The 20546-nt window shown below is 71.2% G+C and carries 19 protein-coding genes and 1 tRNA gene; 12 read left to right on the plus strand and 8 right to left on the minus strand.

Annotated elements, in window-relative coordinates; genetic code table 11:
* Positions 1–57 precede the first annotated feature (57 nt).
* Together AB0C99_RS01475 and AB0C99_RS01480 are read left to right on the plus strand one after the other, a co-directional pair.
* Positions 58–1326 (plus strand): MFS transporter, encoded by a 1269-nt coding sequence (locus tag AB0C99_RS01475; protein ID WP_362468033.1) that lies wholly within the window; start codon positions 58–60, stop codon positions 1324–1326.
* Between the two features lie 154 nt (positions 1327–1480).
* A complete protein-coding gene (locus tag AB0C99_RS01480) occupies positions 1481–1927 on the plus strand; it encodes a DUF6344 domain-containing protein (protein WP_362468035.1) in 447 nt (148 codons plus the stop codon).
* Between the two features lie 67 nt (positions 1928–1994).
* Here AB0C99_RS01480 and AB0C99_RS01485 read toward each other — a convergent pair whose 3' ends face one another.
* Positions 1995–2687 carry a DUF5324 family protein gene (locus AB0C99_RS01485; RefSeq protein WP_362468037.1) on the minus strand — a complete coding sequence of 231 codons (693 nt, stop codon included), beginning with the start codon at positions 2685–2687 and terminating at the stop codon, positions 1995–1997.
* Between the two features lie 160 nt (positions 2688–2847).
* Here AB0C99_RS01485 and AB0C99_RS01490 point away from each other — a divergent pair, with 160 nt between their 5' ends.
* Both AB0C99_RS01490 and AB0C99_RS01495 read left to right on the plus strand, forming a co-directional pair.
* A complete protein-coding gene (locus AB0C99_RS01490; RefSeq protein WP_362468109.1) occupies positions 2848–3375 on the plus strand; it encodes a peptidylprolyl isomerase in 528 nt (175 codons plus the stop codon).
* 211 nt (positions 3376–3586) lie between these two features.
* Entirely contained in the window at positions 3587–4453 is an 867-nt protein-coding gene (locus AB0C99_RS01495) for a rhomboid family intramembrane serine protease (protein ID WP_362468039.1), read from the plus strand.
* Positions 4454–4756: 303 nt separating this feature from the next.
* Here the strand turns inward: AB0C99_RS01495 and crgA are convergent, their stop codons facing one another.
* Positions 4757–5014 carry a cell division protein CrgA gene (gene crgA / locus AB0C99_RS01500; RefSeq protein WP_362468041.1) on the minus strand — a complete coding sequence of 86 codons (258 nt, stop codon included), beginning with the start codon at positions 5012–5014 and terminating at the stop codon, positions 4757–4759.
* A 140-nt stretch (positions 5015–5154) separates the two neighbouring features.
* On the opposite strand from crgA, the gene AB0C99_RS01505 reads away from it, so the two are divergent.
* The 6 genes from AB0C99_RS01505 (at position 5155) to AB0C99_RS01530 (ending at position 9617) form a co-directional block, all read left to right on the plus strand.
* The gene (locus tag AB0C99_RS01505; protein WP_362468043.1) at positions 5155–5922 is read left to right on the plus strand and encodes a DUF881 domain-containing protein; all 768 of its coding nucleotides are present in this window, start codon (positions 5155–5157) and stop codon (positions 5920–5922) included.
* 92 nt (positions 5923–6014) lie between these two features.
* Entirely contained in the window at positions 6015–6710 is a 696-nt protein-coding gene (locus AB0C99_RS01510; RefSeq protein ID WP_362468111.1) for a class E sortase, read from the plus strand.
* Positions 6711–6774: 64 nt separating this feature from the next.
* Complete coding sequence (locus AB0C99_RS01515) at positions 6775–6936, plus strand: hypothetical protein (protein ID WP_362468045.1); 162 nt, start codon at positions 6775–6777, stop codon at positions 6934–6936.
* The gene (locus AB0C99_RS01520; protein ID WP_362468047.1) at positions 6933–7571 is read left to right on the plus strand and encodes an aminodeoxychorismate/anthranilate synthase component II; all 639 of its coding nucleotides are present in this window, start codon (positions 6933–6935) and stop codon (positions 7569–7571) included. Before AB0C99_RS01515 ends, AB0C99_RS01520 begins: the two co-directional genes overlap by 4 nt.
* Positions 7568–8902: a class E sortase gene (locus tag AB0C99_RS01525; protein WP_362468049.1), complete on the plus strand. Its 1335-nt coding sequence runs from the start codon at positions 7568–7570 to the stop codon at positions 8900–8902. The genes AB0C99_RS01520 and AB0C99_RS01525 overlap by 4 nt, the downstream gene beginning before the upstream one ends.
* A gap of 37 nt (positions 8903–8939) precedes the next feature.
* Entirely contained in the window at positions 8940–9617 is a 678-nt protein-coding gene (locus AB0C99_RS01530) for a class E sortase (protein ID WP_362468051.1), read from the plus strand.
* Between the two features lie 71 nt (positions 9618–9688).
* Here the strand turns inward: AB0C99_RS01530 and pknB are convergent, their stop codons facing one another.
* The 6 genes from pknB to AB0C99_RS01560 all read right to left on the minus strand — a co-directional run bounded on the left by pknB (position 9689) and on the right by AB0C99_RS01560 (position 17849).
* On the minus strand, positions 9689–11659 hold the full coding sequence (gene pknB, locus AB0C99_RS01535; protein WP_362468053.1) for a Stk1 family PASTA domain-containing Ser/Thr kinase: 1971 nt from the start codon (positions 11657–11659) through the stop codon (positions 9689–9691).
* Positions 11660–11816: 157 nt separating this feature from the next.
* Positions 11817–13283 carry a penicillin-binding transpeptidase domain-containing protein gene (locus AB0C99_RS01540; RefSeq protein ID WP_362468055.1) on the minus strand — a complete coding sequence of 489 codons (1467 nt, stop codon included), beginning with the start codon at positions 13281–13283 and terminating at the stop codon, positions 11817–11819.
* On the minus strand, positions 13280–14722 hold the full coding sequence (locus tag AB0C99_RS01545; RefSeq protein WP_362468057.1) for an FtsW/RodA/SpoVE family cell cycle protein: 1443 nt from the start codon (positions 14720–14722) through the stop codon (positions 13280–13282). Before AB0C99_RS01545 ends, AB0C99_RS01540 begins: the two co-directional genes overlap by 4 nt.
* Positions 14723–14750: 28 nt before the next feature.
* Complete coding sequence (locus AB0C99_RS01550) at positions 14751–16238, minus strand: Stp1/IreP family PP2C-type Ser/Thr phosphatase (protein WP_362468059.1); 1488 nt, start codon at positions 16236–16238, stop codon at positions 14751–14753.
* A 185-nt stretch (positions 16239–16423) separates the two neighbouring features.
* Positions 16424–16960 (minus strand): FHA domain-containing protein, encoded by a 537-nt coding sequence (locus AB0C99_RS01555; RefSeq protein ID WP_362468061.1) that lies wholly within the window; start codon positions 16958–16960, stop codon positions 16424–16426.
* 10 nt (positions 16961–16970) lie between these two features.
* Positions 16971–17849, minus strand: coding sequence for a DUF3662 and FHA domain-containing protein (locus tag AB0C99_RS01560; RefSeq protein ID WP_362468063.1), 879 nt, complete (start codon positions 17847–17849; stop codon positions 16971–16973).
* Between the two features lie 459 nt (positions 17850–18308).
* On the opposite strand from AB0C99_RS01560, the gene AB0C99_RS01565 reads away from it, so the two are divergent.
* A tRNA-Leu gene (locus AB0C99_RS01565) sits at positions 18309–18395 on the plus strand.
* A 359-nt stretch (positions 18396–18754) separates the two neighbouring features.
* Positions 18755–20515: a histidine kinase gene (locus AB0C99_RS01570; RefSeq protein ID WP_362468113.1), complete on the plus strand. Its 1761-nt coding sequence runs from the start codon at positions 18755–18757 to the stop codon at positions 20513–20515.
* Positions 20516–20546: the final 31 nt, after the last annotated feature.

Raw genomic sequence — 20546 nt, forward strand, 5'->3', positions numbered from 1 at the left:
TCGCTTCCCTTGAAGTGGACCAGAAGCCGTGGGCCACCCCGCACTATCGTCGTGTCCATGACGAAGATCACCGGGAATCCCGCCCGCACCCACCGGGTGCTGCTCCTCGCCCAGCTCAGCAACTCCGTCGGGGACGGGGCCTTCTACGTGACCTCGGCGCTCTACTTCTCCCTCGTCGTCGGGCTCTCCGCCGCCCAGATCGGCGCCGGGCTCGCCCTCGCCTGGGGCATCGGGTCGATCGCCGGGGTCCCGCTCGGCGGGCTCGCCGACCGGCGGGGGCCGCGGGGCACCTCCGTGGTGCTCGCCCTGGCCACCGCGGGAGCCGTCGCCTCCTTCCTGTTCATCCGGTCCTTCCCGCTCTTCCTGCTCGCCGCCGCCGTCTACGCCACCGCCCAGAGCGGGCTCGCCGCCTCCCGGCAGGCCCTGCTCGCCGGGCTCGTCGAGCCGGCCGCCCGGGTCGGGATGCTGGCGAAGATCCAGGCCACGCTCAACGCCGGGCTCGCCGTTGGCGCCGCGCTCGGCGGACTCGCCCTGCACGCCGGCACCCGGGACGCCTACTTCGCCGTCTTCGCCCTCGACGCGCTCGGCTTCCTCGGCTGCGCCCTGCTCCTGCGCCTCCTCCCGGCGCTCGCCGGCAGCGGGGCGGCGAGCACCGGCGGGGCACGCCTGGAGGTGCTGCGGGACCGCCCGTACGCCCTGCTCACCGTGTTGAACGCGGTGCTGCTGCTGCGGCTGCCGCTGCTCAGCCTGGCGCTGCCGCTGTGGATCACCCAGCGCACGGCGGCGCCCGGCTGGACGGTGTCGGCGCTCTTCGTCCTCAACACGGGCGCGGTGATGCTCTTCCAGGTGCGCGCCGCCCGCTCGGTGACCGGGCTGCCCGAGGCGGTCCGCGCGGTCGGGCGCTCCGGCCTGGTGATGCTCGCCTCGTGCGCGGTGTTCGCGGTGACCGCCGCCGGTTTCGGGCCCTGGCCGACGGCCGCCGTGCTGGTGCTGGGCGCCGTCCTCCAGGTGGTCGCCGAGATGCGCCACTCCGCCGGGTCGTGGCAGATCGGGCTCGGCCTCGCGCCGGCCGGCCGGGTCGGGCAGTACCAGGGCTTCTACGGCTCCGGCGTGCCGGTCGCCCGGACGCTCGGGCCGCTGCTCGTCACCACGCTGCTGATCGGCGGGGGAGCGGCCGGCTGGCTGGTCCTGGGCGGGATCTTCCTGGTCACGGGCCTGCTGACGGGGCCCGCGGTGCGCTGGGCGGAGCGTTCCCGGGCGGCGGCGGGACCGGTCGCGGGGCCCGGGGCGGCCCCGGCGCAGGGGGACGCGGTCGGCGCCCGCTGAGCCGGACGGGTGGTGTTCATCGGAAGAACTGCGCGGACGCGGCGTCGCTCCGGGGAATCCCGGTGCCCTTCCTCATCATGAGGAAGGTACGAAAAGCGCGCAATCCGAAATGAACCATCCGAGAACGCCCGTAACGTCACGAAAGTGAGGGGTCATGGCCACCGCCAAGGTCAAGCAGTTCTGGACCGCCTTCATCTCCGTCCTCTTCGCCCTGCTCGCCTCCCTCGGCCTGGCGACCCCGGCCGCCGCCGCCCCGCAGCCCGCCCTCCAGCAGGGCGAGGAGCCGGCCCTCGCCGGTGGCACCGGGACCGCCGCCGAGCGCCCCGCCGTCTCCGTACCCGCGCAGCGGAGCCATCAGTGGCGTGCGGCGCGGAGCAACGCGCTGCCGCCGACCATCAAGCAGCGCATCGGCGCCGAGGCGCACGGTTCCTCCCCGGCCGTCCGTCACCTGCGTGACGCCGCCGCCCAGTCCGGCGCCGACGCGGCCGCCCCGGCCGACGAGCTCGCCGGCGCGGCGCTGTCGGCGCCCGCGATGCCGTCGGCGCCCTCGGCTCCCTCGGTGAACGTCGCCCGCGCCACCCGGGTCGCGCAGGCCGCGTAGGGCGCGGCGGGATCCTCCGCGCGCGCCCTCGCGTCCGACCGTGCTCGGCACGGTGAACGGCCGGCGATCAGCGACGCTCCTCGTCGCGGTCCGAAGCCTCCGCGTCGGCCTCCTTGGCCGCCACCTCGGGATCGAGTGACGCACCGCCGTCGTCGACGGACGACAGCCCGGTCTCCTCGTCCACCTCGGTGGGAGCGGGCGGCTCGACCAGCCAGTCGGGATTGGCCTGCTTGTCCCACCACCTCCAGGCGCAGAACGCGCCGACCGTCAGCACGCCGAGGACCAGCACTCCCTTGGCGACGCGTCCGGCCCTGGCCCGACGCTCGTGCTGCCGCACGATCTTCTGGATGTCCCCCGGCGTCACCTGACCGCGCAGCGCGGCCCAGGCGGCAGTCGAACGCGACCCGGCCTCGTCGAGGACCGGAGCGGTCGCGGCGACCGCGTGCTCGACACGCGGCACGGTGTAGTCGGTCGCCTGACGGGCGGCCTTGCGGGTCACGGCCGCGGCGCGATGCGCGGCCTCGTCGACCCGCGGCGGCACATGCGGCGCGAGATGGCAGTCGTACTGCCTGCGCGCCTGAGCGCGAGCCTGCGACGCGGCCCTCGACACCTTCGGGCCCAGCCTGTCGCGTGCCTCCCGCCCATACAGCACGGCCTGGTCTCTGGCCGATTCCGCGTACGGCGCCACCACTTCCGCGGCGTGCAGGACGCTCTCCTTCGCCGAATCTGTCGCGGCGCGCACGCTGTCCATGCGGGTCACAGGATTCCTCCTCCTCGGTGGCGATGTCGGTTTTTCACCTTTCCATCCTTTTCGGAATCATGCCTGTCCGACCGCGCTCCGGCATGTGGGGCGGGCATCCGGGGCATGGGAGGATCGGAGCGCGGGCGCAGCCGCGCCGGTGCGAGGTGGAGGAAGGCGGATCGTGCCCCAGCAGTACGCGACTCTGAAGACCAACCAGGGCGACATCGAGATTCGGCTGCTGCCGTTCCACGCTCCGAAGACGGTCAAAAACTTCGTCGAGCTGGCCACGGGCGAGCGCGAGTGGACGCACCCGGCGACCGGCGAGGTCACCACGGCGCCGCTGTACGACGGCACGGTCTTCCACCGTGTGATCAAGGGCTTCATGATCCAGGGCGGCGACCCGCTGGGGAACGGCACGGGCGGTCCGGGCTACGAGTTCGCCGACGAGTTCCACCCGGAGCTCTTCTTCGACAAGCCCTACCTGCTGGCCATGGCCAACGCCGGTCCGGGCACCAACGGCTCGCAGTTCTTCATCACGGTCGGCGCGACGACCTGGCTGAACCGCAAGCACACGATCTTCGGCGAGGTCGTCGGCGCGGAGAGCAAGGCGGTCGTGGACGCGATCGCGACCGCCGAGACCAACGCGCGCACCGAGCGCCCGGTCGAGGACGTCGTCATCGAGAGCGTCGTCGTCGAGACCCGCTGACTCAGGCCGACAGCGGCCGGGCTCCGGCCTGCACCCGCTGACTCAGGCCGACACCGGCTGACACCGGCTGACCCGTCCCGTCGTACGGGTACGGGAACCCAGGCGCCCCGCCCGTCCGTCAGGAGGGCGGGGCGTCGTCGTCGGGCCCCGTCCGTCACCGCCCGCCCCGCCTTGTCCCCGCACCACCGACTCGTCCTCGGGAGGACGCCTCATGGACCCGCAGTCCGGTCTGCCGCGCTGCTACCGCCACCCGGACACCGAGACCGGGATCCGCTGCACGCGCTGCGAGAAGCCGATCTGCCCGCAGTGCATGGTCTCCGCGTCCGTCGGCTTCCAGTGCCCCGACTGCGTGCGCACCGGCTCCGGCACCGGTCACGCGCCCGACGCCAACCGGCCCAGGACCCTCGCGGGCGGCCGGGTGCGCTCGGACGGGCGGCTGGTCACCAAGGTCCTGATCGCGGTCAACCTGGCCCTGTTCATCCTGGTCCAGGTGCTCGGCGACCGGTTCACGGACCGGCTGGTGATGATCGGGCACGCCTACAACCCGCTGCTCGGCGAGGTCGTCGGCGTCGCGGACGGCCAGTGGTACCGGCTGCTGACCTCGGCCTTCCTGCACCAGGAGATCCCGCACTTCCTCTTCAACATGATCGGCCTGTGGGTGATCGGCGGGATCGTGGAGCCGGAGCTCGGCCGGGTCCGCTACGCGCTGGTCTGCCTGCTCTCGGGCCTCTCCGGCTCGGTGCTCGTCTATCTCGTCGACGCCCCGAACCAGCCCTCGCTCGGCGCCTCCGGCATCGTCTACGGCCTGATCGGCGCCTGGGTGGTGCTCGCCCGCCGGCGGCGCTACGACATGCGCCCGGTCTTCCTCTTCGTGGCGCTCTCGCTGCTGCTCACGTTCACCCGTCCGGGGATCTCCTGGGAGGCCCACATCGGCGGTCTGGTGGGTGGCGCGCTGCTGACGTACGCGATGGTGCACGCGCCGCGGGAGCGGCGGGAGCTGGTGCAGTACGGGGCCTGTGCCCTGGTGCTGCTGCTCGACGTGGGGATGGTGCTCTTCCGCACCGCGGCGCTCACCTGAGCGCGAGGGGCGCCTGAAGGGCTCAGAAGAGCTGGGGACGGGCCCCGGGGAAAGCTTTCCCCAGAGTTATCCACAGCGCGTGGCAGTGTGGTCACCCTGGTCTGGACATGACCGCGCCCCCCGCCTCTGAGCAGGTGTTTTCTCTCAGAGGCGGGGGGCGGGGGAATCCTCGAACGGAGTTCTCGCGGTCGTACCGGCGTCAACACCGTGGGAGTTATCCACAGATCTTCGTAAGTTATCCAGTGCTGTGCACAACGCTGTGGATAACCTCAGGGCAGAGCTTGACGCGTGGCGGGCGAGCCGCTACTTCCACTGCGTCGAGACGCCGAAGCCCGCGGCGATGAAGCCGAAGCCGACCACGATGTTCCAGTTGTTGATGGACTTGATCGGCAGCGTGCCGTCGGTGACGTAGAAGACCACGATCCACACCAGCCCGATGGCGAACATCGCCAGCATCACGGGCGCCACCCAGCTGCGATTGGTCAGCTTGATGGAGGCGGCCTGCCTGGTGGCGGGCGGCGGCGTGTAGTCGGCCTTCTTGCGGATCCGTGACTTCGGCACGAGGGACTCTCCTGTCGATGCGCTGCGTGACCGCGCAGGGAACTGTGGCTGGCGCCGGGATGTGACGCAGGAGGACCGCTGCGTCCCCCGGGCGTCCGTTAGCGTAGTGGTTCCGCGGCACCGAAGGGGATCAGGGTACGTTGAGCAATTCCGCCGACACTCCCACAGGGCCGGGCCGAACCACGAGGTGGCGCCCCGTCCGGGTGCTCACCGCTGCCGTTTTCGCCCTCGCCGGACTGATCTTCGTCACCAGCTTCAACACCGCCAAGGGCACCAATCTGCGCACCGACGCCTCCCTCCTGCGGCTCTCGGACCTGATCGAGGAGCGCAGCCACAAGAACGCCGGCCTCGACGAGACCACCGCCGCCCTGCGCCGCCAGGTCGACGCCCTCGCCGCCCGCGACGACGGCTCCACCCGGGCGCAGGACGAGCGGCTGCGCGCCCTGGAGGCGAGCGCCGGCACCGCCGAGACCTCCGGGACCGGCCTCACCGTCACCCTCGACGACGCCCCGCCGAACGCCCAGGCCGCCCCCGGCTACCCCGAGCCGCAGGCCAACGACCTGGTCATCCACCAGCAGGACCTCCAGGCCGTCGTCAACGCCCTGTGGCAGGGCGGCGCCGAGGGCATCAGGGTCATGGACCAGCGGCTCATCTCCACCAGCGCCGTCCGCTGCGTCGGCAACACCCTGATCCTCCAGGGCCGCGTCTACTCGCCGCCCTACAAGATCACCGCCGTCGGCGACCGCGGCACCCTGAGCAAGGCCCTCGCCGACTCCCCCGCCCTGCGGAACTACCAGCTGTACGTGAAGGCGTACGGCCTCGGCTGGAAAGTCGACGAGCACAAGGCGGTGACTCTTCCCGGCTACTCGGGCACAGTGGACCTCCACTACGCGAAGCCGGTGAGCTGACCGGTCCGCCGACCGGGAGGGGGGCCGGGGTGCCCGTGACGGCGGGAACGAGGGTGCGGCCCCCGGCCGGGCCGCCGCCCGGCGGACGGGCCCTGCGCCTGGCCGTACGGACCTTCAGCGAGCTGTGCGTCACCGTCGGCGCCGTGATCGTCCTCTTCGTCGTCTACGTCCTCTACTGGACCGGCGTCCAGGCGGGCAGCGCCACCGCCGGCCAGCTCGACACCCTCCAGCGCGAATGGGTCGACCGCCCGGCCGCCGCGGCGCCCCCGGGGGACACCGGCGGCGCCCCGCGCGGGGCGGCGCCCCCGAAGCCGTACACCCCGGGCAAGGGCTTCGCCGTCATGTACGTGCCCCGCCTCGGCGACGACTGGGAGTGGCCCGTCCTGGAGGGCACCTCCACCGGCGACCTCAAGAAGGGCCTCGGCCACTACGCCGGGACCGCCCGCCTCGGCTCAAGCGGCAACTTCGCCGTCGCCGGCCACCGGCGCACCTACGGCGACCCCTTCAAGGACTTCCCCCGGCTGCGCCGCGGCGACGCCGTCGTCCTCACCGACGGCACCACCTGGTACACCTACCGGATCGACCGCGCGCCCTACCGGACCGTCCCCACCGATGTCGGCGTCATCGACCCCGTGCCCCGCAAGTCCGGCTTCGACGGGCCCGGCCGCTACCTCACCCTCACCACCTGCGACCCCGAGTGGGGCAGCAGCCACCGCCTCGTCGTCTGGGCCCACCTGGACGCCACCCAGCCCGTTTCCGACGGCCGTCCACAGGCTTTGGACAGCTGACCCCCCAGCGACCCCGCGCCCCGTACTCTGGTCCCCGTAACGAACGGAAGGGGCGGCGGACGTCATGTACGGATGGATCTGGCGGCATCTGCCGGGCAACGCCTGGATCAGGGCGCTGCTCTCGGTCGTGCTCGTCCTCGCGGTCGTCTATGTCCTCTTCCAGTACGTGTTCCCCTGGGCGGAGCCGCTGCTTCCGTTCAACGATGTGACGGTGGACGGCCAGTGAGCGCGCGGATTCTCGTCGTCGACAACTACGACAGCTTCGTCTTCAACCTCGTTCAGTACCTCTACCAGCTCGGCGCCGAGTGCGAGGTGCTGCGCAACGACGAGGTGGAGCTGAGCCACGCCCAGGACGGCTTCGACGGCGTGCTGCTGTCGCCCGGTCCCGGCGCGCCCGAGCAGGCCGGCGTCTGCATCGACATGGTCCGCCACTGCGCGGCCACCGGCGTGCCGGTCTTCGGCGTGTGCCTCGGGATGCAGTCGATGGCCGTCGCCTACGGCGGGGTCGTGGACCGCGCGCCCGAGCTGCTGCACGGCAAGACCTCCCCGGTCAGCCACGAGGGCAAGGGCGTCTTCGCCGGGCTGCCCTCGCCGTTCACCGCCACCCGCTACCACTCGCTGGCCGCCGAGCCCGCCGCCCTGCCGGCCGAGCTCGAGGTCACCGCGCGCACCGAGGACGGCATCATCATGGGGCTGCGCCACCGCGAACTGCCCGTCGAGGGCGTGCAGTTCCACCCGGAGTCGGTGCTCACCGAGCACGGCCACCTGATGCTCGCCAACTGGCTGGAGCAGTGCGGCGACAAGGGGGCCGTCGCGCGGTCGGCGGGCCTCGCGCCGGTGGTGGGCAAGGCCGTCGCGTGACGAGCGGGTCGCCGTGGTTCCGGGCGACGGACGTGCCGGAGGGCGAACCGCGCCCCCAGGAGCCCGGGGACGTGCCGCCGGGCGCCGGATACCCCGCGGGGCCCCTGCCGCCCGCGTACGAGGCCGGGACGGGCGCCTACGCCCCGATACCGGGCCCGGAGGGCTACCAGGCCCCCCAGCACCCCCAGCCGCCCCAGGAGGCGTACCAGGGGGCCTACACGGGCCCGTACGCGACGCCCGCGCCGGCCGGCGGCTACGAGCAGCCCGCCCAGGCCGCCCAGGCCGCCTATGAGGCACCTGCGGCGCCTGCGGCACCCGCTACTCCCGCTACTCCCGCGCAGGCCCCGTACGAGCCGCAGCCCGCGCCCGCGCCCCGGCCCTCGTCCGGGCGGCGGGCCACCGCGCGGCCCGTGCACGACACGCCGGTCTACGGGACGCCCGTCTTCGAGGAGCCCGAGCCCGCCCCCGGCACCGCGGCCCCCGCCCCCGACGGCGGCACCCCGCCGCTCCCCGGCCCCGGCCGGGCCGAGCGCCGCCGCGCCGCCCGCCGCAAGGGCCGCGGCACCCCCGAGCCCGCCGCCGCCGCGCCGCGCGGGCCCGCCGCCCCGCTCTCCCGCGTCGAGGCCCGGCGCGCCGCCCGCGCCGCCAAGGACAGCGTCGGCGTCGTCCTCAGCCGCGCCGTCGGCGAACTCTTCATCACCTTCGGCGTCGTCATGCTGCTCTTCGTCACCTACCAGCTGTGGTGGACGAACGTCCGCGCCGGCCAGCAGACCGACAAGGCCAAGGAGCAGATCGAGAACTCCTGGTCGCAGGGCGCGGGGGGCGACGGCACGCCCGACGCCTTCGAACCCGGCCAGGGCTTCGCCATCATGTACATCCCCAAGCTGGACGTCGTCGCGCCGATCGCCGAGGGCATCAGCAAGACCAAGGTCCTCGACAAGGGCCTCGTCGGCCACTACGGCGAGGGCAAGCTGAAGACCGCGATGCCCGGCGACAAGCAGGGCAACTTCGCCGTCGCCGGCCACCGCAACACCCACGGCGAGCCGTTCCGCTACATCAACCAGCTCAAGCCCGGCGACCCGATCGTCGTCGAGACCCGCGACGCCTACTACACGTACGCGATGGCGAGCATCCTGCCCCAGACCTCCCCGTCGAACGTCTCGGTGATCGAACCCGTCCCGAAGGGCTCCGGGTTCACCGGACCGGGCCGCTACATCACCCTGACCACGTGCACACCCGAGTTCACGAGCACGTACCGCATGATCGTCTGGGGAAAGCTCGTCGACGAACGCCCGCGCAGCAAGGGGAAGCCGCCCGCGCTCGTAGGCTGATCCCCACGAGACCACCCACTTTCGACGGGACGACCCAGTGGCACGTGCGCGTAACCGGATCGCCGGGATCATCAGCGTCTTCGGCGAACTCCTCATCACCGCGGGCCTGGTCCTCGGCCTCTTCGTCGTCTACTCGCTGTGGTGGACCAACGTGATCGCCGACCGCGCCGCCGACAAGGACGGCGACCAGGTCCGCGACCACTGGGCCGACAGCGGCCCCGGCGCGCTCGACACCAAGGACGGCATCGGCTTCCTGCACGTCCCGGCCATGGCCAACGGCGAGGTCCTCGTCAAGAAGGGCACCGGCAGCGGCGTCCTCAACAACGGCGTCGCCGGCTACTACACCGACCCGATCAAGTCGGCCCTGCCGCAGGACAAGCAGGGCAACTTCACGCTCGCCGCGCACCGCGACGGACACGGCGCCAAGTTCCACAACATCCACAAACTGAAGAACGGCGACTCGATCGTCTTCGAGTCCAAGGACACCTGGTACGTCTACAAGGTCTACAAGACGCTCCCGGAGACCACGAAGTACAACGTGGACGTCCTCCAGCCCGTCCCCAAGGAGTCCGGCAAGACCCGGCCCGGCCGCTACATCACCCTCACGACCTGCACCCCGATGTACACCTCGGACTACCGCTACATCGTCTGGGGCGAACTGGAGCGCACCGAGAAGGTCGACGCGAAGCGCACCCCGCCCCCCGAACTCCGCTAGGCCCCGCCCCGCAGACGACGTAAGCCCCGGCATCCAGGATGCCGGGGCTTACTCACGTACCGCGCGGGGTCCTAGCCGAACCAGCCGCCGCCGTTGCCGTCCTTCTCCGTCTTCACGTTGACCGACTGGTTCGGCTGGCCCTGCGTGCCGGGCTGCGGGTCCTGCTCCTTGATGCGGGCGTCACCGCTCGCCGGACCGTCCACGTTCCCCAGCTGGTAGCCGAGCGCCGTCAGCGCCGCCCGCGCCTGGTCGATCGTCATGCCGACGACCTGCGGGACCGGCAGCGTCTGCTGCTGCGGGCCCTTGGAGACCTTCAGCACGACCTGCACGTCCTTGGGCTGGTCCGTGTTCCCGTTCGGGCTCTGGCTGATGACCGTGCCCGCGGGCTGGTCCGAGTCCACGTCCTGCCGCGACACGTTCGTGAAGCCCAGCACCTGGAGCTGCTGCACCGCCACGTCGTACGTACGGCTGGTGACGTCCGGAAGCTGCGACTTCTGCTTCTTCGCCACCGTGATCGTGACCTTGGAGTCCTTCTCCGCCTGCGAACCGCCCTTGGGGTTCTGGCTCAGGACCTTGCCCGGCTCCTCGTCGGACTCCTCGGTCTTCACCACGACCTGGAAGCCCTTGCCGCGCAGGGTGTCCTCGGCGCGCGCCTGCGACTGCTCGACGACGTCCGGGACCTCGATCTGCGGCGCGCCCTCCGAGACGACCACGGAGATCGTCTCGTTCAGGTTCATCTTCGCCGTCGCGTCGTAGGCCGGCGTCTGCGAGCAGATCGTGCCCTTCGGCTGGTCACAGCGCTCGGTGCCGGTCTGCGCGACCTTCACCTGCGCGTTGACCGCCAGGCCCTCCGCCTCCTTCAGCGTCTTGCCGACGAACTGCGGCACCGGCACCTGCTGGGCGCCTTCCTTCTTGTCGAAGATCGAGACACCGACGAAGATCGCGCCCACCAGCACCAGCAGCCCCGCCAGGATCAGCAGGATCGTCGAGGTGTTCGACTTCTTCTGCCGACGCCGGTCCGGACGGTCGTCATAGCCGTCGTACCCGCCGTATCCGCCGTCGGCCCCGTTCACCGGAGGCAGCATCGTCGTCTGGCCCGCCGGGTCCGCCTGGCGCAGCGCCGTCGTCGGCTGGTCCTCCGGGTAGCCGCCGTAGCCGCCCCCGTACCCGACCGCGCCCATCGCGACGCTCGCCGCGACCGGCTGCCCGTCGAGGCACGCCTCGATGTCGGCCCGCATCTCGTCCGCGGACTGGTAGCGGTAGTCGGGGTCCTTGACCAGCGCCTTCAGGACGATGGCGTCCATCTCGGGCGTGATCTCGGGATCGAACACGCTCGGCGGCTGCGGCTCCTCCCGCACGTGCTGGTACGCGACGGCGACCGGCGAGTCGCCGATGAACGGCGGCCGGACCGTCAGCAGCTCGTACAGCAGACAGCCCGTGGAGTACAGGTCGGACCGGGCGTCGACCTGCTCGCCCTTGGCCTGCTCCGGGGAGAGGTACTGGGCCGTGCCGATCACCGCGGACGTCTGGGTCATGGTCATGCCCGAGTCGCCCATGGCGCGCGCGATGCCGAAGTCCATGACCTTGACCTGACCGGTCCGGGTCAGCATCACGTTCGCCGGCTTGATGTCGCGGTGCACGATCCCGGCGCGGTGCGAGTACTCCAGCGCCTGGAGGATGCCGACGGTCATCTCCAGCGTGCGCTCGGGCAGCAGCTTGCGCCCGGAGTGAAGCAGCTCACGCAGCGTCGAGCCGTCCACGTACTCCATCACGATGTACGGGATGGAGACACCGTCGACGTAGTCCTCGCCGGTGTCGTAGACCGCGACGATCGCCGGGTGGTTGAGCGAGGCGGCGGACTGGGCCTCCCGGCGGAACCGGGCCTGGAAGGACGGATCACGGGCGAGGTCTGCCCGCAGCGTCTTCACGGCCACGGTGCGGCCGAGCCGGGTGTCGTGCGCGAGGTACACCTCGGCCATGCCACCACGGCCGAGCACCGAGCCCAGCTCGTACCGGCCGCCGAGGCGACGCGGCTCTTCCATAGCTACTCCAGCCCTCTCCGTCTGTCCCGACCGCACCCGTGTGTGGTCCGGCGGTGTGTGCTGTTCGCGCATACGCTACCGGCCGCGGGACGGCGCTTCGTCCGTCGGCCGCCACCTGATACCCGACCGGTATGCGGCCCCGGACCCCGCCACCGGCTCAGCTCTTGCTCTTCAGTACCGCCTTCATCACGGCCTTGGCGATCGGCGCGGCCAGGCCGCCACCGGAGATGTCACCGCGGTCGGTGCCCTGCGAGTCCTCGACGATCACCGCGACCGCGACCGGCGAACCCTGCGCCGTCCTCGCGTACGAGATGAACCACGCGTACGGCCGCTTGGCGTTCTTCTCGCCGTGCTGCGCCGTACCCGTCTTGCCGCCGACCTTCACGCCGTCCATGCCCACGGCGGCGTTGCCACCGGTGCCCTTCTCGACGACGTTCTCCATCATCTGCTGGATGAGCTGCGCGTTCTTCTGCGACAGCGGCCGGCTCATCTCCTCCGGCTCGGTCTTCTTGATGATGTCCAGGTTCGGCGCCGTCAGCTGGTCGACCATGTACGGCTTCATCAGCTTGCCGTCGTTGGCGATCGCCGCCGTCACCATCGCCATCTGCAGCGGCGTCGTCGCCGTGTTGAACTGGCCGATCGACGACAGCGCGTTGCCACCGCGGTCGGCGTTCTTGTCGTACACCGACGCCGCCGAACGCACCGGCGTGAACTGCTCGGCGTTGAAGCCGAACTTCTCCGCCGTCTCCAGCATCTTGTCCCGGCCCACGTCGTCGCCCAGCTTCGCGAAGACCGAGTTGCAGGAGATCCGCAGCGCCTCGTTCAGGCTCGCGTTCTCACAGCCGCCGTGCTGGTTCTTCATCGGCACCGTCGACAGCGGGATCTTCCAGCCCTCGGGGGTGTCCGTCGCCGCGTTGATGTCGGTGACCTTGCCGCTCTCCAGCGCCGCCGCGGCCGTGACGACCTTGAAGACGGAGCCGGGCGGGTAGATCTCCCGCAGCGCCCGGTTCATCTTGGGCTTGTTCTTGTCCTTCTCCAGCGCCTGCCACGCCTGGGCGTCCTTGTCGTGGTAGCCGGCGAAGGAACCCGGGTCGTACGAGGGAGTGGACGCCAGCGCCAGGATCTTGCCGGTCGACGGCTCGATCGCCACGACCGCGCCCGTCTTGTTGCCGAGCCCGTTGAACGCGGCCTTCTGCGCGGCCCCGTTCAGGGTGGTGACGACGTCGCCGCCCTTCTTCTTCTGCCCGGTGAACATCGACAGCGTCCTGTCGAAGAACAGCCGGTCGTCGTTGCCGGTGAGGATGCCGTCCTCGATCTTCTCCAGCTGGTTGGCGTCGAACGCCTGCGAGGCGTACCCCGTCACCGGCGCCCACATCGGGCCGTCGATGTACGTCCGCTTGAACGCGTAGAAGTTGTCGCCCGAGTCGACGGAGCCGGTGATCGGCTTGCCGTCGACGATGATGTTGCCCCGCTCGTTGGAGTAGCGCTCGATCTGGACCCGCTTGTTCTTCGGGTTCGCGTTGAGCTCGTCCGCGCGGACGAACTGGAGCCAGTTGTCCCGCACCAGCAGGGCGAAGATCAGCAGGCCGCAGAAGATCGCGACACGGCGCAGCGGCTTGTTCACGGACGGACCACCTGCGTCATCTCGGCGTCGGGGTTCGGGGCGGGGGAGGGCGCGGGCCGCCGCGCGGTGTCGCTGATCCGGATCAGCACACCGATCAGCGCCCAGTTGGCGATCACGGACGAACCGCCGTACGCGAGGAACGGCATCGTCATACCGGTCAGCGGGATGAGCCCCATCACACCGCCGGCGACCACGAAGACCTGCAGCGCGAACGCGCCGGACAGGCCCATCGCGAGGAGCTTGCCGAACGGGTCGCGGGCCGCCAGGGCGGTCCGCACACCCCGCTCGATGATCAGGCCGTACAGCAGCAGGAAGACCATGACGCCGGCCAGGCCCAGCTCCTCGCCGACCGTGGCGAAGATGAAGTCCGAGTTCGCGGCGAAGCCGATCAGGTCCGAATTGCCCTGGCCGAGCCCGGTGCCGAGGATGCCGCCGGAGCCGAAGGACATCAGCACCTGCGTCATCTGGTCGCAGGCGTTCGCCATGTTCGTGCCCTCGGCCGCCGTCTGCAGACAGCCGAAGGGGTCGAGCCAGGCCGCCACACGCGACTGCACGTGGCTCGCCGTCGACCCCACGACCACCGCGCCGCCCGCCGACATCAGCAGACCGATGACGATCCAGCTCGTCCGCTCCGTCGCCACGTACAGCATGATCACGAACATGCCGAAGAACAGCAGCGACGTACCCAGGTCGTTCTCGAAGACCAGGATCAGCAGGCTGACCGCCCAGATCGTCACGATCGGGCCCAGGTCACGTCCGCGCGGCAGGTACAGCCCCATGAACCGGCGGCTCGCCAGCGCCAGCGCGTCCCGCTTCACCATCAGATAGCCGGAGAAGAACACGGCCAGGACCAGCTTCGCGAACTCACCCGGCTGGATCGAGAACCCGGCGACGTTGATCCAGATCTTCGCGCCGAAGACGTCCGAACCGAGCCCCGGCACCAGCGGCAGCAGCAGCAGCACCAGTGCCGCCACCATCGAGATGTACGTGTACCGCTGCAGCACCCGGTGGTCCTTCAGCACCAGCAGCACACCCACGAACATGGCGATGCCGATCGCCGAGTACAGCATCTGCTTCGGCGCGTCCGGACTGAACGAGCCGTACGCGTTCGTCGCCCGCTGGATCAGCCGCGGCGACTGGTCGAGGCGCCAGATCAGCACCAGGCCAAGACCGTTCAGCAGCGTGCCCAGCGGCAGCAGCAGAGGGTCCGCGTACGGCGCGAACTTGCGCACCACGAGGTGCGCGACACCCGCGAGGAGGGTCAGGCCCGCCCCGTAGCCGAGCATCCCCGGCGGCACCTTGCCGTCGATCGCCAGACCGACGTTCAGATACGCGAAGACCGGGATGGCGACGGCGAACGCCAGCAGCGCCAGCTCGGTGTTCCGCCGGCTCGGCGCCTCGATGGCGCCGATCGTGGTCGTATTCGTGACAACGCTCATGGTGGTGAAAGGCCCCCTACGGGTCTGCCTACTGCTTGCCGCAGTTCGAGGCCAGCTTCTGCTCCTCCGCGGTCAGGGTCGGACCCGGGGACGGTGCGGCTGTGGTGGGCTTGGCGTTCGGCGAGGCGGTGCCGTCCGCGGGCGGCGGCGTGCTCGCCTTGTCCGCGGCGGCGGCAGCGGCCTTGCGGCGCTCGTCCGTCTTCTTGCAGGCCGACGCCTGCGCCGCGAGCTCGGTGATCTTCGTCTGCGCCTTGTCGAGGCTGCCACCGGCGATGGTGTCCTCGACCTGCTTGCGCTGGTACTCCGGCAGGTACTTGAGTTCGATCTCGGGGTGGTCCTTCTCGACCTCCGAGAGCTTCACCCACGCCAGGTCCTGGCTGATGCCCCGGTACAGCGCCACGTGCTCGTCCTTCGAGCCCACGAAGTACTGGGTCTGCGTCCAGCGCCACCCGCCGTACAGCGCCCCGCCGACCACGGCGAGCGCCAGCACCAGCAGGAACGAACGCTTCAGCCACACCCGGCCCGCGGACCGCGGCTTCACGAAGTCGTCGTCCCCGTACGCGCCGAAGGAGCCCTGCGGGGGCATCCCCCCGTACCCGTGGTCGTCACCGCTGCCGGGCGGACCGAAACCGCCGGCCGGCGGCTGCTGGTGCGGCGCCGGCCGGCCGAGCCCGGAGGCCCGCCCCGCGGGCGTGTGCATCGCACCGCCGTCGTTCAACTGCGCCTGGTTCTCGGCGACCGCGCCCACGATCACGGGGGTGTCGCTCAGATGACCGGCGAGGGTGTCGCCGCCGTCGACGTCCAGGACGTCCGCGACGATCACCGTGATGTTGTCCGGGCCGCCGCCGCGCAGCGCGAGCTGGATCAGCTCCTGCACCGTCTCCTGCGGGCCCTGGTAGCTGGCGAGGGTCTCCTCCAGCGTCTGGTGCGACACCACGCCCGACAGGCCGTCGGAGCAGACCAGATACCGGTCCCCGGCCCGCACCTCGCGGATCGAGAGGTCGGGCTCGACGTGATCGCCGCTGCCCAGCGCCCGCATCAGCAGCGAACGCTGCGGATGCGTCGTCGCCTCCTCCTCGGTGATCCGGCCCTCGTCGACGAGCCGCTGCACCCAGGTGTGGTCCTGCGTGATCTGCGTCAGCACCCCGTCGCGCAGCAGATACGCGCGCGAGTCGCCCACGTGCACCAGGCCGAGGCGCTGACCCGTCCACAGCAGGGCCGTGAGCGTCGTGCCCATGCCCTCCAGCTGCGGGTCCTCCTCGACCATCATCCGGAGCTGGTCGTTGGCGCGCTGCACCGCCGTGCCGAGCGAGGTGAGGATGTCCGAACCGGGGACGTCGTCGTCCAGCGTCACCAGCGTCGAGATCACCTCGGACGAGGCGACCTCACCGGCGGCCTGACCGCCCATGCCGTCGGCGATCGCGAGCAGCCGCGGACCCGCGTAACCGGAGTCCTCGTTCCCCTCGCGGATCATGCCCTTGTGCGAGCCCGCGGCGAACCGCAGAGACAGACTCATGCCCACCTGCCCTGTCGGTGCCGCATCGGGGTGCCGTCGCTCTCGCGCCACACTGCCCACCCTCCGGTCGGGAGCACGTGCCCGCCCCGGCCCACTGCCCGGGCTGCCACGCGCTCCCGGCGGCGGCCCTTCGTGGGGACCGTCCCGGGGCGCTCGCTCCGCTCGCGCTCAATCATGACGTAGCACTACTTCCGAAGCTCGATGACGGTCTTGCCGATCCGGATCGGCGCGCCCAGCGGAATCGGCGTCGCGGTGGTGAGACGGGTCCGGTCGAGATACGTGCCGTTCGTGGACCCGAGATCCTCGACGATCCACTGGCCGTCCCGGTCCGGGTAGATCCTGGCGTGCCGGCTGGAGGCGTAGTCGTCGTCCAGCACGATCGTCGAGTCGTGGGCCCGGCCCAGCGTGATGGTCTGGCCCTGCAGGGCGACCGTCGTGCCGGTGAGGGTGCCCTCGGAGACGACGAGTTTGGTCGGGGCGCCGCGGCGCTGCCGCCCGCCGCCACCACCGCCGCCGGTGGGCGCGGCCTGCTGGCCGCGCTGCTGCGGCGGCGCCGCCTGGCGCGCGTTCTGCTGCGGGCGCGCCTCCTGGCGGCGCGAGCCGCGCTGGGTGACCCGCGTGCCGAACAGGTCACTGCGGATGACCTGGACGGCCACGATCACGAACAGCCACAGAACGGCCAGGAAACCCAACCGCATGACCGTCAGGGTCAGCTCTGACATTGCCCCCGCTTCACCCTTCGGCTTGCCGGTAAACGATGGTGGTGCTGCCCACGACGATCCGCGAGCCGTCGCGGAGCGTAGCGCGGGTGGTGTGCTGCCCGTCCACCACGATGCCGTTGGTGGACCCGAGATCCTGGATCGTCGAGGGCGTTCCGGTCCGGATCTCGCAGTGCCGGCGGGAGACGCCGGGATCGTCGATCCTCACGTCCGCGTCGGTGCTGCGGCCGAGGACCAGAGTCGGGCGGGAAATCTGATGACGGGTGCCGTTGATCTCGATCCAGCGGCGCACCTGGCCGCCCGCCGGCGAGGCGGGCCCCGGGCCACCGGGACGGGCCCCGGCCGGAGCCGTCGGACGGTGTCCGGGCGGCGCGGGGGCACCCGGCGGCGGGGCCGCGGGCATCGGCGGGGCACCGGCCGGCGAACCGGCCTGCGGGTAGCCGTAGCCACCGCGGGCCGGCTGCTGCGGCGACGGGGGCTGCTGCGGCGACTGCTGGGACGGCTGCGACTGTGACGAACTCGACGCGAGCGTACGGCTGCGCACCCGGTACAGACCGGTGTCGAGGTCGTCGGCCTTCTCCAGATGGACCTTGATCGGGCCCATGAAGGTGTACCGCTGCTGCTTGGCGTAGTCCCGGACCAGACCGGCGAGCTCGTCGCCGAGCTGACCCGAGTAGGGGCTGAGGCGCTCGTAGTCCGGCGCGCTCAGCTCCACGATGAAGTCGTTGGGGACGACGGTCCGCTCGCGGTTCCAGATCGTCGCGTTGTTGTCGCACTCGCGCTGGAGCGCGCCGGCGATCTCGACGGGCTGGACCTCGGACTTGAAGACCTTGGCGAAGGTGCCGTTGACCAGACCTTCGAGTCGCTGCTCGAACCTCTTCAGGACTCCCATGGGGCACCTCCTCCGTCGTTGTCGTCCTGGTACTGCTTACTGATCGTATCCACGCGTCGGGAAATCGGCTGGTTCCCCTTCTCTGCCCTGTGGACGAGTGTCACCCCTCACAGACCTTCCGCAGACCCTCGGCGACCTTCTTCGCGGACCTTTCGGCGGGCCGTCCCCACGGATCGTAGAGGCGCCCTGTGGACAGTGTCCCGCACCCGGCGCCGGAGCAGGAGGGCCCCGTGCGTCACTCGTCCCTCACGACCCCCGTCCTCTCCGCCTGTCCTCTCTCCTCCCGGCTCCCTCTGTCTCCTTCCGGCTCCCTCTGTCTTCTCCCGTCTCCTCCCCTCTCCTCGTCATCCCAGTCGGGCCCGAAACAACGGATGTGAATCCGCCGCCTCCGACGTGCTAATCTTCAGATGTCGCCAGGCAGACGGGCCGAAAAGCCAAGAAGCTCGGAGACCACCCAATGCGCGGGTGGCGGAATAGGCAGACGCGCTGGATTCAGGTTCCAGTGCCCGAAAGGGCGTGGGGGTTCAACTCCCCCCTCGCGCACCAGACGGAAGCCCCGTAGGTCGAAAGACCTACGGGGCTTCTGCGTGTTGTGTACGGGGTCGGGTCGGGTCTGGTCGGGTCTCGTCGGGCGGGGGCGGGTCGGGCGGGGTTGCGGGCGGTCGGTACGGGTCCGGGGCCGGGTCCGTTACGGATTCGGGGCTCGGGTCACGCGGGCAGCGACGTTCGTCGGTGTGGGGCGCGACGAAAGAGGACGGCGGGCGGACGAGCGGGCCGCCTATCGTGCGGGCGTGGAAGCTCCTCCGAAGATCAGGACGTGGGCCGGCGCCGCCTGGCGGTGGTTCGTGGTGCCCGGCCACTGGTCGCGCCGCAGGACCGCCGGCGAAGTGATCCTCGCCCTCGTCATGGGCCTGCTGGCCGCCGGCACCCAGGACGTGCTCCAGTCCGGCGAGGGCTGGGGGCCGGCCGGAGTCGCCCTGGGCTCCGCCGCGTTGTCGCTGCTGCGCCGCAGGCTGCCCGCGACCGTGCTCGTCGTCACCTCGCTCCTCGCGCCCTTCGTGCCCGGATTCCTCGCGCTGCTGATCCTCATGGGCTGGTCCGCGGGCCGCTACATCGCGGGCGCGGGGCGGGCCCTGGCCGCGTTCACCACGGCGTACGTGCTGAACCTGGCGAGCACGCTCGTCGCGGAGTGGGACGAGCGCTTCATTCTCACGCTCTCCTTCATCACCACGCTGTACTTCCTCGCGACCACGCTCGCCCCCGGTCTCGCCCACCGCTACTGGACCCAGCGGCAGACCCTGCTGCACGCCCTGCAGCAGCGCAACGCGCAGTTGATCAGGGAGCGGGCGATGATCGCCGGGCAGGCGCGGCTGCGCGAGCGGCAGCGCATCGCGCAGGACATGCACGACAGCCTGGGCCACCAACTCGCCCTGATATCGGTGCACACGGGGGCCCTGGAGGTCGACCCGAACCTGACCGACCGTCAGCGCGAAGTCGTCGGCGTGCTGCGGAACGCGTCGGTGGACGCCATGCACGAGCTGCGCGAGGTCGTCGGCATCCTGAGGGACGGGGTGGAGGCGCCCGATGAGGGCGGGGGCGTCGCGGTGACGCGGCCCGGCGACGAGACGGGCCGTGCGGCGCGAGGCACCGCGGGCATCGAGGGGCTGGTGGCCGCGGCCCGTTCGGCCGGGACCGCGATCGAGCTGGCCCGGCACGGCGAGACCCGGCCGCTGGCGCCGGCCGTCGACCACGCCGCGTACAGGATCGTCCAGGAGGGCCTGACGAACGCGTACAAGTACGCGCCGGGGGCCGCCATCTGCGTCGAAGTGCGCTACGAGCCGGACGCGTTCGTCGTCGAGGTCCTCAACGAGCGGGCGACGGCCGAGCCGACCGGCGTCGTCAGCGGCGGACAGGGCCTCACCGGGCTGCACGAGCGGGCCCGGCTGGTCGGCGGCATCGTCCACGCGGGCCCGGCGGACGGCGGCGGCTTCCGTGTCGCGGGCGTCCTGCCCTACGGGGCGGTCGAGGCCACCCCGTACGTCGAGCCGGACCCGGTGACGGCAAGCCTCCACCTGGGCGCCGTGGCGCACGGAGGACCGCACGGGGGGCCCGGGGTGCCCCACGGAGCCCCGCCGGGCGGCGTTCCCGTCGATCCTTTCGTCGATGCGGCCGACGACTTCCGGCAGCAGTCACGAAGGCTCCGCCCGCGGGACGGTGGGCGGGCCGTGGTCGGAAAGCCCGACTGGACGGTGACCGAACGGGAGTGGGCGATGGCGATGCGCGCGGGCAGGGGCAGGAGCACGGGCGGCGGGATAGCGATCGGGTGCGGGATCGCCTTCGCCTCGCTGATACTGCTGCTGGTGGCGGGCGGCTTCGGTATCTACTTCCTGATGGGCTCGATGCGGGACGGGATGATCGGGCCGGGCGCGTACGACGCCGTCAAGGTCGGGCAGAGCGAGGAAGAGGTCCGCGAGAAGCTTCCTTCGGGTGACACCATCGCCACCACCGGCCTGCACGGCAAGGGCCCCAAGGAGCCGGAGGGTTCCTCGTGCCTGGTGCTGATGAGCTCGGAGACCGGGGAGAACATGGACAGCGAGCCCGTTTTCCGGTTCTGCTTCAAGGACGGCAAGCTGATCGAGAAGAAGTCGTACGAGGTCGTGCGCTAGACGGGACCGGCGCGGCGCCGACGCGGGAGTC

Source organism: Streptomyces sp. NPDC048659 (genome assembly GCF_040650575.1).
GTDB lineage: Bacteria > Actinomycetota > Actinomycetes > Streptomycetales > Streptomycetaceae > Streptomyces.